This is a genomic window from Methylobacterium sp. 88A (genome assembly GCF_000376345.1).
In the GTDB taxonomy this organism is placed as follows: Bacteria; Pseudomonadota; Alphaproteobacteria; order Rhizobiales; family Beijerinckiaceae; genus Methylobacterium; species Methylobacterium bullatum.
In genome coordinates this window covers 4,777,910-4,789,840 of the sequence record NZ_AQVT01000001.1, presented here as the reverse complement: position 1 = coordinate 4,789,840, position 11,931 = coordinate 4,777,910, and the positions used below count along the sequence as shown (strand labels likewise).

At 65.8% G+C, this 11,931-nt stretch carries 8 protein-coding genes; 7 read left to right on the top strand and 1 reads right to left on the bottom strand.

Translation table 11 applies throughout. The features are described 5' to 3' along the window. The first annotated feature begins 214 nt into the window (after positions 1-214). The 4 genes from A3OM_RS0122795 to A3OM_RS0122780 all read left to right on the top strand — a co-directional run bounded on the left by A3OM_RS0122795 (position 215) and on the right by A3OM_RS0122780 (position 5,482). Positions 215-1,018 carry a response regulator transcription factor gene (locus A3OM_RS0122795; RefSeq protein ID WP_157196528.1) on the top strand — a complete coding sequence of 268 codons (804 nt, stop codon included), beginning with the start codon at positions 215-217 and terminating at the stop codon, positions 1,016-1,018. Positions 1,019-1,866: 848 nt separating this feature from the next. Next, positions 1,867-2,958 (top strand): SDR family oxidoreductase, encoded by a 1,092-nt coding sequence (locus A3OM_RS0122790; protein ID WP_081612717.1) that lies wholly within the window; start codon positions 1,867-1,869, stop codon positions 2,956-2,958. Between the two features lie 111 nt (positions 2,959-3,069). After that, positions 3,070-4,344: a glycosyltransferase gene (locus A3OM_RS0122785; RefSeq protein ID WP_018046114.1), complete on the top strand. Its 1,275-nt coding sequence runs from the start codon at positions 3,070-3,072 to the stop codon at positions 4,342-4,344. Continuing rightward, the gene (locus tag A3OM_RS0122780; RefSeq protein ID WP_018046113.1) at positions 4,325-5,482 is read left to right on the top strand and encodes a DegT/DnrJ/EryC1/StrS aminotransferase family protein; all 1,158 of its coding nucleotides are present in this window, start codon (positions 4,325-4,327) and stop codon (positions 5,480-5,482) included. Before A3OM_RS0122785 ends, A3OM_RS0122780 begins: the two co-directional genes overlap by 20 nt. Before the next feature lie 290 nt (positions 5,483-5,772). On the opposite strand, the gene A3OM_RS24560 is transcribed toward A3OM_RS0122780, so the two are convergent. Beyond that, on the bottom strand, positions 5,773-7,164 hold the full coding sequence (locus A3OM_RS24560; RefSeq protein ID WP_018046112.1) for a UDP-glucose/GDP-mannose dehydrogenase family protein: 1,392 nt from the start codon (positions 7,162-7,164) through the stop codon (positions 5,773-5,775). Between the two features lie 737 nt (positions 7,165-7,901). Between A3OM_RS24560 and A3OM_RS0122770 the strand changes: the two genes are divergently transcribed. The 3 genes from A3OM_RS0122770 to A3OM_RS24555 all read left to right on the top strand — a co-directional run bounded on the left by A3OM_RS0122770 (position 7,902) and on the right by A3OM_RS24555 (position 11,763). Then, positions 7,902-8,891, top strand: a complete 990-nt coding sequence (locus A3OM_RS0122770; RefSeq protein WP_018046111.1) for an NAD-dependent epimerase/dehydratase family protein — start codon at positions 7,902-7,904, stop codon at positions 8,889-8,891. 116 nt (positions 8,892-9,007) lie between these two features. Further along, complete coding sequence (locus A3OM_RS0122765; RefSeq protein ID WP_018046110.1) at positions 9,008-10,183, top strand: glycosyltransferase; 1,176 nt, start codon at positions 9,008-9,010, stop codon at positions 10,181-10,183. Between the two features lie 254 nt (positions 10,184-10,437). Then, positions 10,438-11,763 carry an O-antigen ligase family protein gene (locus tag A3OM_RS24555; RefSeq protein ID WP_018046109.1) on the top strand — a complete coding sequence of 442 codons (1,326 nt, stop codon included), beginning with the start codon at positions 10,438-10,440 and terminating at the stop codon, positions 11,761-11,763. Positions 11,764-11,931 lie beyond the last annotated feature (168 nt).

The window sequence follows — 11,931 nt, the reverse complement described above, 5'->3', positions numbered from 1 at the left end:
ATTAACATCCGCATAGAGCTTTCGGATGGCTCGGCGAAGTCGGAAGCCGGCATCGATCAAATGGGATGACCAAAAAAGGATTAGCTAACCCATTTTTCATTGACGATCAGATTGTTCCAATTCATACCTGACTCTCAATTTAATGTATCGATTTGTACATTACTTGAAAACGGAGTGGTCGATTTATTCAATGCGAATCGGTGGGGGTCCAGCGATGATTCATGTATCCGGAACTACCTTTCCACGACTCACTATTGCTCCCGCAAAACGTCCGGCGACCGTCATTAGCGGTGGAACGGCGCTCTACAGAGAAGGCTTACGCTACATCTTGATAAAGAGCGGCTTCGATGTCGTTTCCATGGCGGGAAGCCTGGATCAGTCCCAGGATTTTACCGAAACATTTGATTCGAATTTGATTATCATCATGAGTATTCAACCGACTGCGGACGCACCGACCGAAGAGATCATCAATGCTCGTCTTCGCTTCCCGAATAGCTTCATCATCTGCATCTGCGCGACCTGTGAAGCCGAGCATGTGGCACCGATGCTGGAATGCGGCGCGGCGGCCATCCTTCTGTCCAGCGCCGGTTCGGATACGCTGGTGCAGGCCCTGGAGCTGATCCTCCTCGATCACTGCGTCGTGCCGCACCTATCGGTTCGCGCGCATGTGAAGACCGAGCCATGCGAGGAGGAGGATCAGGCGCCCGCGCCCACCGGCGAGGATCGGCCTCCCTCGGACGATCAGGCGTTCCATCTCTCGGAGCGGGAACTCAGCATCATCGCCTGCCTGATCAAGGGCGATTCGAACCGCGCGATCGCCGAGCGCCTGTCCATTGCCGAGGGACGTGTGAAGGGGAACGTCAAGGCGATCCTCCGAAAGATCAATGTACGAAACAGAACACAGGCCGCGCTCTGGGGTATCAAATACTGCAACGCCGGGGACCGCAGCCGTCTGGTCGCGCATCATCCGGCTGTGGCGTCCCTGAACGACGTGCTCGAAGAGATGGCGACCGTCTAACAGTACCGTCGAGGCGTTCTCTCATCCTGAGGTGCCGCGTAGCGACTGTGAGGGAGCCTTCCAGTGACCGCTTTGGTCTCTGGAGGGCTCCCCTCAAAGCCTCCGCTACGCTCCGGCACCTCAGGATGAGGTGGTCTGATTGGATGCTCCGCTTTGGCAGGAACATCCGCTTAAGAATCCGATCAGACAGATGGGTTGTTTGTCAAAGGCTTCACCTCATCCTGAGGTGCCGCGCAGCGGCCTCGAAGGAGACCTCCAGTCATCGCGAGATCCCTAGAGGGCTCCTTCGAGGCCCTTTGCTGCAGCAAAGGGCACCTCGGGATGAGGTGGTTTGATTGGATGTTCTGCTTTGGCATGAGCAACAGCTGAGACATCCAACCAAATCGGCCTCACGCGACCTCCCCTCTCGGCCGGCACCTGGTCGATGCAGGGCGACAATCCTCCCAATGAAGACTTGAACTACACCTCATAACATTCGGCCCGACCGGCACACTGTCAGGCCGGCGCTTGCCCTCGCACGCCATATCGCGATGCCCCGGCCAACCCCGCCACGCCCAACCGTACACCATCGCGTCGCGTGGCCCTTCGGATGACGCGACGCCCGCGCCCCGCCGGCACCGCACATCAGCGCTCATCGCCGGTCGATCGGAGTGGATGAAGCCTGCCGCACCGGGAATTGTCTCGACTAACCCCTTCGCGCACCAGATCGGCTTGATTTGACACTATCGAAGACATCACGGTTCCATAGTTATTAGTCCGATTGTTCTTTTGATTTACCAGAACCATCACTTTAAATTGAATATCAAGACTGATGTAGATCGTTTTCATGACGTGATGGAAAGAGAGCCATGAACGCAAAAATTGCTGTCACGGGGGCGGGCGGATATATTGGATCCGTCATGGTCGGAGAGTTGCTGCGCAGCGGGTACAGGGTCAGGGCCATCGACGCATTCTACTTTGGAACGCCATGTCTTTCGAAGTATGACGGCCATCCGAAACTCGAGATCGTCAAGCAGGACATCAGGACCATCGATCACCGCGCCTATGACGATTGCGATTATGCCATCGATCTGGCCGCTTTATCCAACGATCCGTCCGGCGACCTCGACCCGGAACTGACACGGTCCATCAACGAGACGGGCCGCATCCGGGCCGCGATGGCCGCCAAGCGCGCCGGCGTCCGCCGCTACCTCTTCGCCAGCTCCTGCGCGGTCTACGGTGCCGGCCAGGACCTGTTCCTCGCCGAGGACACGCCGCTGCGCCCGCTCACCATCTACGCGCAGACCTGCACCAGGGCCGAAGAGGCCGTGCTCGCCCTGAATACCGGCCATTTCGTCGCCACCGCGCTGAGGAACGCCACCGTCTTCGGCCTGTCGCCGCGCATGCGCTTCGACCTCGTGGTCAACCAGATGAGCTTCGACGCCCTGGATCGCGGCCGCATCACGGTGGGGGGGGATGGTTCGCAATGGCGCCCCCTGGTCCATGTGCGGGACGTGGCCGCCGCGTTCCTCGGCGCCCTGCGCGCTCCCGCCGGAGCCGTCGCCGGGGAGGCCTTCAACGTCGGCTGGGACAATCGCCAGATCGTCGACATCGCGCTCGCGGTGAAGAACACCGTCACGAGGCCGAGCGAGATCGAGTTCATGCCCGGCGGACCCGACCGGCGCGATTACCATGTGAGCTTCGCCAAGGCGCGCGAACACTTCGGCTTCGGGGCACGGTACCGGATCGAAGACGCCGTCATCGAGATCCAGAACGCCATCGAAGCCAAGCTCCTGCGCAACACGCCCGCCTGCAACACGGTCAAGTGGTACAAGATGCTGCTCGCCGATCCGCTCCAGGGGTTGAGCCTGCCCCTCGCGGCCGAAGAGACCGTCGCCGCGAGCCCGGGCGTCTTCCCCCGCCCGCAATTCGAGACCGCCGCGGACGGGGCGCGCGCCTGAGAGCCGATCCGGACCCGCGCCTCCCATCGACCGGCTCAAGAGCGCCGTGTCGCAGGTTTTCGATCGCAGAACCGGGGGCCACTCCTGCGAAACCTGCTTTGGAGGACAGCCATGCGAGCCTATGACGTGCCTTCCTCGTCCCCGGTCCGACGGCCGGATGGCGGCTCCCCGCTCTCCGTCCGTCATGTCATCATCGAGAACAAGGAGGGATATCCCTCCTTCGCCAACGGTATTCATCAAAATACGCGCTCCCTCGTCACCGAACAGACCCTGTCGGGCGAGGCGTCCCGCATCCTGTTCCTGTCGCGCGATCCGCAGGGGATGACGGTGCCGGCGGGCATCCGAATGGATCATGTCCCGCTGGACGGGCTCAGGATCCTCGGCCGCACGGTCAGCCTGTCGCGCCGCTCCCGCGAGGCCTTCCTCGACGGGGCCGACACGCGGACGGTCTTCCACTTCCACGGCGCGCGCCAACCGCTCCTGGTCTCGCTGACGCGGATGCTGCGCCGGCGCGGCATCCCCTACGTCATCAGCCTCCACGCCTGCTTCTCGCATTTCTACGACCGGGCCGGTCGGCTGGTGAAGCCGTCGACCGCCCTCTACGTCCGGCTGCTGGAGCGGCGGGTTCTGGAAGGCGCGCGCTTCGTCCACGTCATCACCGCCCTGGAACAGGCCGAGCTGCACCGCCTGGCGCCCAAGGCCCGGTCGGTCCTCGTGCCCCACGGGGTCTATTCGAGCGCGCTCGGCGGGCGTCCGGGATTGGTCGACAGGCCCGGCCCGGCCGGAGGCTCGCCGGTCTTCGGCTTCTGTGGCCGGCTCGCGGTGTTCCACAAGGGGCTCGACCTGCTGATCGAAGGGTTCGCCCTCTACCGGCGGCAGGGCGGCACCGGCCGCCTCGTCGTCATGGGTCCCGGCGACGAGCGCGAGGCGCTGGCGGCGACGGCCCTCCGCCTCGGAATCGGGTCCGCCGTGACCTTCGAGGGACCGCGCTACGGAGCCGACCGGGACGAGGTCGTCCGGTCTTGGGACTTCTTCGCCTTTCCCTCGCGCCTCGACCGCTGGCCGACGGCGGCGCTCGAAGCCCAGATCCTCGGCGTACCGCTCCTCATCACCGCCGAGGCGGGGATGACCGAGGCGATGACGCGGCACGGGGCCGGCCTCCTCATCGAGGATCTGACGGCCGAGGCCGTGGCCGCGTCCCTTGCCCGGGCCGCGTCCCTCGATTCCGCGGAATGGCAGGCGATGTCGCGCGGCGCCCACCGGATGGGATGCTCGGCCGACTGGACCGTGGTCGCGGCGCGCCTGCACGCCCTCTACCGAACCACACCGGCATCGCCGGCTCTCAGCGAACCCTTGGAGGCAACGGATGGCAGTCCCGTTCTATAGGCATGCGCTCTCGCCCGACTACGCCGTGCGGGTGGCCTCGGTCCTCGGCAGCGCGTTCCTGACGACCGGCCCCGAGGGGGCGCGCGTCGAGGACCTGCTGCGGGACTTCTTCGGGGTGCCGCATGCCAAGCTCACCTCGAGCTGGACACAAGGGGCGGTGGCGACCCTCCTCGCCATGGGGATCGGCCCCGGCGACGAGGTCATCGTGCCGGCCATGACCTTCGCGGCGACGGCCAACGTGGTGCGCCTCGTGGGCGCGACGCCGGTCTTCGTGGACAGCGACCCGAACACGCTCCTCATCGATCTCGCTCTCGCGGCGGCGGCCGTGACGGAGCGGACGCGGGCGATCATCCCCGTCCATCTCTACGGCCAGATGGTGGACATCCCGGCCCTGCGGGCGGCGATCCCGGCCTCGATCCGGATCATCGAGGACGCGGCCCATTGCTTCGAGGGCAGCCGCAAAGGGCGCCGGCCGGGGCAGGACGGCGACGCGGCGATCTTCTCCTTCTACGCCACGAAGAACGTGACCTGCGGCGAGGGCGGCGCCGTCGTCACCCGTGATCCCAACCTCGCCCGGATTTTGGTGCAAACGGTGCTGCACGGGATGTCCGCCGGCGCGGCCCAGCGCTTCCAGGGCGGCACCTACAACCATTGGGACATCGACCGCCTCGGCACCAAGGCCAACCTGCCGGACCTGCTCGCCGTCCTGCTCGCCCCCCAGATCGAGCAGGTGGAGGTCCAGTGCGCCCGGCGCGAGGCCTTGAGCCGGCGCTACGAGAGTGCGCTCGCCGGTACCCCGTTCACCTGGCCGGCCCTGGAGCCGGGCGTGGTCTCGGCCCGGCACCTGTTCCCGATCCACGTGCCCGACGGGCGCCGCGACGACATGCTCCGGGCGCTGGGCGAGGCCCGCATCGGCACGACGGTGAATTACCGCAGCGTGCCCACCCTGACCCTCTACCGCGACGTGCCGGAAGCCTCGTCCCTGCCCGTGGCGCAAGAATGGGGCGAGGGCACGCTCTCGCTGCCGCTCTTCCCGGATCTGCGCATCAACGAGCAGGACGAGGTGATCGAGACCGTGCTGGCCCAGGCCGCTGCGTTCTGGCCGAAACCCGCCCTGCGGACCGCGACCCGACGGTGAACACGGGCCTCCCGAAACCCGTTCCCCGTCTTTCCAACCCCTGACCTCATCCTGAGGCGCCGCGAAGCGGCCTCGAAGGAGGGCTCCAGTATTCGCCAAGCGAACTGGAGGGCTCCTTCGAGGCCCTTTGCGTGCGCAAAGGGCACCTCAGGATGAGGTGAGAGGGTGGGAAGATCGGTCGTCTTGCAACGATACCGACTTCCCCAAGTAAACTCCTCAAGTAGAACCGACACACGAAAGCCGCCCCGCAGTCGCGGGGCGGCTTTCGCTCGGTCGGTGCCTTCGCGGGACTACCCCGCCGCGATGGCGAGTTCCGGCAGCACCGCTCCCTGCGGCTGAGTCAGGTCGATCCGTGGCGCCGGGCGCTCGGCCGTGACGCTGCGCCGGCCGATGCCCACGTGGCGGAAGCCCGCCTCCGCGGCTTCCGCCGCCGGGATGATGTTGCGGTAATCGACGAGGACCGGCCCCGCCATGCGCGAGCGGAGACGGGCGAGGTCGAGGGTGCGGAACGCGCTCCATTCCGTCACGATCGCCACCGCGTGGGCGCCGGCCACGCAGCTATAGGGATCGGTGGCGTAGGCGATGTCGGGCATGAGCGCCCTCGCCTGGTCCATCCCCTGCGGGTCGTAGGCCCGCACCTCGGCGCCCTCGTCCTGCAGGGCGGTGATGATCGAGGTGGCCGGCGCCTCGCGGACATCGTCGGTATCCGCCTTGAAGGTCAGGCCGAGCACGGCGATGGTCAGCCCCCGCACGGAGCCGCCGCAGGCCTTGATGAGGCGGCGCGCCATCGATCGCTTGCGCTGCTCGTTGGCGGCCGCCACCGTCTCGATGATGCGGGAGGGGACGCCGTAATCCTGCGCCGACTTGATCAGCGCCTGGATGTCCTTCGGGAAGCACGACCCGCCGAAGCCGGGGCCGGGCTGGAGGAACTGCGCGCCGATCCGCCGGTCGAGGCCGATCCCGTAGGCGACTCCCGCCACATCCGCATCCGCCCGCTCGCAGAGATCGGCCATCTCGTTGACGAAGCCGATCTTCATGGCGAGGAAGGCGTTGGCGGCGTATTTCACCAGCTCGGCGGTGCGCCGGGTGGTGAAGAACAGCGGCACCGCGGCCTCCGCCAGGGGCCGGTAGAGGTTGGTCATGATCGCCCGCGCCCGCTCGTCCTGGGTGCCGATGACGATCCGGTCGGGATGCTGGAAATCCGCGATGGCCGCGCCTTCGCGCAGGAATTCCGGGTTCGAGACGACGGCGAAGGCCCCCTGGGGCTGGACGACGCGCATGATGTGCTCGACCCGGTCCCCCGTGCCCACCGGGACGGTCGATTTCGTCACCACCACGGTATAGCCCTGGATCGCTTGCGCGATGTCGCGGCAACAGGCGAAGACGTGGGCGAGGTCGGCGTGGCCGTCACCGCGCCGGGCGGGCGTGCCGACGGCGATGAACACCACCTCCGCGTCGCGGACCGCCGCCGCGAGATCGGTGCCGAAAGTCAGCCGCCCGGCCGCGACGTTGTCGGCCACGAGGGCATCGAGATGCGGCTCGTAGATCGGCATCCGGCCGGCGCACAGGGCGGCGATCCGCTGAGGGTCCTTGTCCACGCAATGCACATGGTGCCCGAATTGGGCGAAGCACGCCCCGGATACGAGCCCGACATATCCGACGCCGATGACCGCCACCCGCATTCCAGCCTCCATGGATCGTTCAGATCAGCAAAGGCGGCCGCTCGTATCGAACAGCAACCGCCGCAAGCGACAACCTTAAAATATCATCCTGTCTTGGAGAACATCTCTTCCGAGTGGGCGGAAACTAGTCCGAAAGCTACAGGATCGGCGCCGATTATTGATGGCGAATACGCGATTCGACGGTGCGTCATCCCGATTCGGTGGCCCGACAAGGTCCGGGCGGGACGGAATCCAAGACATCTTCGAGTTGTTTTTCCAAGGCACGACCTCATCCTGAGGTGCCGCGCAGCGGCCTCGAAGGAGAGCTCCAGGGATCGCGCGACCACTGGAGGGCTCCCTCAAAGCCTCCGCTACGCTCCGGCACCTCAGGATGGGGTGGTCGGCTAGAGCGCTCTCCGCCGAAGTGGATGCCGGTTCGGCGAAATAGAGCGCGGCAAAACAAAGGCCTAGAGATGTGCCCCGACCCAACGTGGTCGGGCGCAGCTCTAGGATGACCTGCTCTGACAGATGACCGACTTCGGCATGAGCATCCGGACGAGGCCGGATGCGTCTGCGCCCCTGTGCCCGCTCCTCGAGGCCGCCATGTCGGCATCGCCCCCGCAACGTCGCCCCGTCCGGCGCAAGGGTACTATGGCGGCTGGTCGAGCGCGTTCGATCTAACTCTCAAGGTTCCTACCAATACAGTCGACGATCATGCAGTCCTTCTGGCGGCACGCATTGAATAAGGACGGTCTGTCATGGAGAAAAAGATACTTGTGACCGGGGCCGGTGGGTTCATCGGGCACCATCTCGTGAAAAGCCTCGTCAGCCAGGGCCATTGGGTCCGCGGGGCCGACATCAAGCTTCCGCAATACGAAGCCTCGGCCGCGCACGACTTCATGCAGGTCGATCTGCGCATGCGGGACAATTGCGCCATCGCCGTCAAGGACATGGACGAGGTCTATCATCTGGCGGCCGACATGGGCGGCATCGGCTTCATCAGCGGCTCCCATGCCGAGATCACCCTCAACAATACTTTGATCAGCGCCCATATGGTCGAGGCCGTGCGCTACAGCGGCCTAGAGAAGTTCCTCTTCTCCTCCTCGGCCTGCGTCTATCCCCAGCACCTCCAGCTCTCGCCCGACGTCACCCCCCTCGCCGAGGACGTCGCCTGGCCGGCCCAGCCGGAGGAAGGCTACGGGCTCGAGAAGATCTACATGGAGAAACTGTGCCAATACATGACCGAGGACTGGAAGATCCCGACCCGGTCGGTGCGGTTCCACAACGTCTACGGTCCGCTCGGCACCTATGACGGCGGCCGGGAGAAGGCGCCCGCCGCGATCTCGCGCAAGGTGGTGCTCTGCCCCGACGGCGGCGAGATCGAGGTCTGGGGCGACGGTCTGCAGACCCGCTCCTTCATGTATATCGACGATTGCGTCGAGGGCCTGTGCCGGCTGATGGCGGAGGATTACTGCGCCCCGATCAATCTCGGCACGGACGAGATGATCACCATCAACGACCTCGTCGAGATCGCGGCCGAGATCGCGGGCAAGACGATCACCAAGCGCCACGACCTGACGAAGCCCCAGGGCGTGCGCGGACGCAACAGCGACAACAGCCTGATCCGCAAGGTCCTCAAGTGGGAACCCACGATCATGATCCGCGAGGGGCTCGTGCCGACCTATCGCTGGATCGAGGAAGAGATCGCCCAGGCCCATCCGGTCCGGCATTCCGTCGCGGCCGAATAACCCCGCGCCCGACGCCGCATCCGCTTCGACGGGCACGGATGCGGCACCGACGTATTCGGCGGACCGCCTCGCGACGAAGATGCAGCAGCCACAGTAACGACCGTGAGGCGATCCGGATGTCGAAGCGCGTATTGATCGTCCACAACGAGTACCAGTTCCACGGCGGCGAGGATTCCGTCGTGGCCCAGGAGATCGGCGCCCTCGAACGGGCCGGCTGCGACGTCCGGCTCTTCACCTTGAGCAACACATCCATCGTCACGCCGATCGACCGCCTGCGCGCGGCGTTCCAGTCGGTGAACTCTCCGAAGAACATCGGCCTCGTCCTGAAGGAAGTCGACGGTTTCCGGCCGGACGTGGTCCACGTGCACAATTACTTCCCGCTGATCTCGCCGATGGTGCATGTGGCCGTGCGCAAGACGGGAACACCGACGATCCAGACGCTGCACAATTACCGGATCATCTGCGCCAACGCGATGCTGACGCGTAACGGCGCGCCGTGCGAGGTCTGCGTCGGCGGCTCCGCCTACAATGCGGTGCTGCACCGGTGCTACCGGGATTCCCGGCTCGGATCGCTGGCGGTGGCGCGATCGATCCAGCATCACAAGCAGATCGGCACATGGGCGAACCATGTGGACCGCTTCGTCGCGCTCACCGAATTCGAACGCGGCCGGTTCATCGCGGCCGGCCTGCCCGGCGGACGCATCGCCGTGAAGGCGAACGGGCTCGCCGATCCCGGTCCGGTCCGGGAGGGCGAGCGGGAAGGATTGCTGTTCGTGGGGCGCCTCACCAGCGAGAAGGGCATCGAGACCCTGATCGCCGCCGCCAGGATCGCCGGCCGCAGGGTCACGGTCGTCGGCACCGGGCCGCTGGCGGACAAGGTCGCCGCCTCGCCCGATCTCGACTACCGGGGCCAGGTCACCCCCGCTCAGGTGCGCGCCGCGATGAGGGAGGCACGCGCCCTCCTCGTCCCCTCGCTCTGGTACGAGGGCTTGCCGATGGTGGTGGTCGAAGCCTTCGCCCTGGGCCTGCCGGTGATCGCCTCACGGATCGGCTCGCTCGCCGAGATCGTCTCGGACGACGTGACCGGCCTGCATGCCGCCCCGGGCGACGCCGCCGACCTCGCCCGCGCCATGACGCGGATCCTCACCGATCGCGCCGCATCCGAGCGCATGAGCCGGGCGGCGCGGTCGAAATACGAATCGTGCTGGAGCGAGACCGTCACCACGAACCAGCTCCTGGGGATCTACGCCGAGGCGATGGACTCGCACCGGACGATGCCGATCGCGGTCTAGGAGCCTCTTTGAACCGTTTTCCAAGGCTCGACCTCATCCTGAGGTGCCGCGTAGCGGCCTCGAAGAAGGGCTCCAGAACCCACTGAGCAGACTGGAGCGCTCCTCCGAGGCCCTTTGCTGAAGCAAAGGGCACCTCAGGATGAGGTGGTCTGGTGGGACGATCGACTTTGCCCAGTGAATCGGCCGAACCATCAAATCGAATACCCCTGAGAGTGCCGACATAACTCCCGCCCCCCTCTGAAGAAGTCGCCCGCGTGATCCAGTCCCGCCTCGACACCGCCCTCCCCCTCGGCCGGTCCGCCGACGACTTCAACGAGCGCTACTCCCGCGCCCTCGTCATCGTGCTCCTGGGCTATGCCATCCTGGGCAAGACCTTCGCCTATCTGGGCATCCCGCCGCTCTTCGTCGGCGAGATGGCCCTGGCCGGGGGGCTCATCGCGCTGCTGCGGTCCGGATGCTGGCTCGCCATCCTGGCGACGCCGGCGAGCCGGATGCTCATCGTCCTGATGGGCTGGATCCTCTACCGGACCGTGCCGTATGTGGGTCCCTACGGGATGGACGCCCCCCGCGACAGCGTGCTGGCCCTCTACGGCCTGTTCGCCCTGATCGTCGTCGCCCTGCTGCTGGAGGAGCCCGGCCGGTTCTGGCGGGCCATCGACACCTATGGCCGGTTCGCGCGGTTCTATGCCCTGGCCGGCGGCATCGTGTACGGCCTGAGTTCGGCGCTCCTGAAGATCCCGGGCACCGAGATCCAGATCCCCAGCGTCCGGGCCGGCGAGGCCGCCAGCCACCTCGCGGCCATCGCCGTCTTCGTCATGCTCGGGCTCGGCCGCTTCTCGCGGCTCTGGATCGCGGTGCTGATGGCGAGCATGATCATCGTCACGTCGAGCCGCGGCGCCATGCTGACCTGCCTCGTGCCGGTGGTGGTCGCGGCCATCGCCGGGCGCCGGCTGCGGCAGTTCCTGCCCATCGTCCTGGTGTTTTTCGTCGCCGCGATCATCGCGACGGTGTTCGATCTCAGCATCCAGCTCCCCGGCAACGAGCGGGCGACCGGCCCCAAGCAGCTCGTCGAGGGCCTTAAGAGCGTCGTCGGCGTCAGCGAAGCCTCGAATTTCGAGGCGACGAAGGAGTTTCGCCTGCGCTGGTGGGCGACGATCCAGGACTACACGCTGCGCGGGCCGTTTTTCTGGACGGGCAAGGGCTTCGGGGTGAACATCGCCCTCGAGGACGGCTACAAGCAATGGGTGACGGCGGACGCGGTGCTGCGCAGCCCCCACAACGTCAACATGACCTATCTGGCGCGCTCGGGCGTCCCCGGCCTCGTCCTCTGGCTCGGCGTGCTGGCGACCTGGTTCGCGATGCTGTTCCACAGCCTGCTCTGGGCCCGCCGGCGCGGGGAGGAGCACTGGGCCAAGCTGTTCATCTGGATCGGCTGCTACGCGCTGGGCATGTTCGTGGACGGGTGTTTCGACGTGGCGCTCGAAGGACCGATGCTGGGTATCTGGTTCTGGTGCGTTTTCGGTTTCGGCATCGGCGCCAGCATGATCTACCGCTCACCTCTCGGGCGCAACGTCCGGTAGAATATCGCCGACCGCACAATTCGAGATGTCCCCGCACCGTCGAGGGTCGTCACCGCGATTCGATCATCGACAGTCTTCGATAGAATTCGGTCTAAGTAGTTATACCACGGCATAGATTCCGACAAGATCTCGCCGATCCAGGCTGTCCGGGGCCGCGTTGCCGGCGCG

Excerpts from the sequence above, each read along its gene's own strand:
- A3OM_RS0122790 (WP_081612717.1), top strand. The coding sequence starts at position 1,867 with ATGAACGCAAAAATTGCTGTCACGGGGGCGGGCGGATATATTGGATCC.
- A3OM_RS0122780 (WP_018046113.1), top strand. The coding sequence starts at position 4,325 with ATGGCAGTCCCGTTCTATAGGCATGCGCTCTCGCCCGACTACGCCGTG.
- A3OM_RS0122795 (WP_157196528.1), top strand. The coding sequence starts at position 215 with ATGATTCATGTATCCGGAACTACCTTTCCACGACTCACTATTGCTCCC.
- A3OM_RS0122770 (WP_018046111.1), top strand. The coding sequence starts at position 7,902 with ATGGAGAAAAAGATACTTGTGACCGGGGCCGGTGGGTTCATCGGGCAC.
- A3OM_RS0122765 (WP_018046110.1), top strand. The coding sequence starts at position 9,008 with ATGTCGAAGCGCGTATTGATCGTCCACAACGAGTACCAGTTCCACGGC.
- A3OM_RS24560 (WP_018046112.1), bottom strand. The coding sequence starts at position 7,164 with ATGCGGGTGGCGGTCATCGGCGTCGGATATGTCGGGCTCGTATCCGGG.
- A3OM_RS0122785 (WP_018046114.1), top strand. The coding sequence starts at position 3,070 with ATGCGAGCCTATGACGTGCCTTCCTCGTCCCCGGTCCGACGGCCGGAT.